At 56.2% G+C, this 466-nt stretch carries 1 protein-coding gene; it reads right to left on the bottom strand.

The window, feature by feature from the left end; all coding sequences use genetic code 11:
- Positions 1-111: 111 nt before the first annotated feature.
- Positions 112-466: TetR family transcriptional regulator C-terminal domain-containing protein (locus tag ACFORG_RS20310; protein WP_386737398.1), on the bottom strand; the 355-nt coding region annotated here is incomplete at its 5' end.

Below are 466 nucleotides of genomic sequence, written 5' to 3'. Positions count from 1 at the left end.
AAGCCATAGGCCAGCAGCGTCATGGTGTCCTGCCTGGGAGGCCGGGCTGTCTGCCGCAATGCTGCATAACCGCTTCGAGCCCAGCGTCGTCTGTCGACTTAACTGTCAAATTTAGCACTGGCTCGGACTACATTTGGTTTCCAGCACAGTTTTCAGTACGCGGGCAATCTCCTGTTCGGGCGCTGCATAGATGCCATGTGATTTCTTGTTTCGCCCGATGAACAAGGTCAGCCCCTCAATTGCCGCAGTGACGTGAAGTGCAAGTGAATCGCAGTCTTCTTGTGGCCAGTCGGGACGACTGGCTCCAATCAGTCCTGCAATCACCTGTCTCTCAAGCTCGTGGATTTTGTCCATCAGTTCGGCCGCGGCATCGTCATTCAATGAACGCGCCCAAAGTTGCGGAAAGAACGCGATCTCCGCCCGGCGCAAGTCCTGCACAAGAAGGGTTACCACCCTGTCGAGCGCG

Origin of the sequence: Lutimaribacter marinistellae, from assembly GCF_042648365.1 — a bacterium.
GTDB lineage: Bacteria > Pseudomonadota > Alphaproteobacteria > Rhodobacterales > Rhodobacteraceae > Lutimaribacter_A > Lutimaribacter_A marinistellae.
Note: the sequence above shows the minus strand (reverse complement) of the source record. Positions and strands in the feature narration are given on the sequence as shown.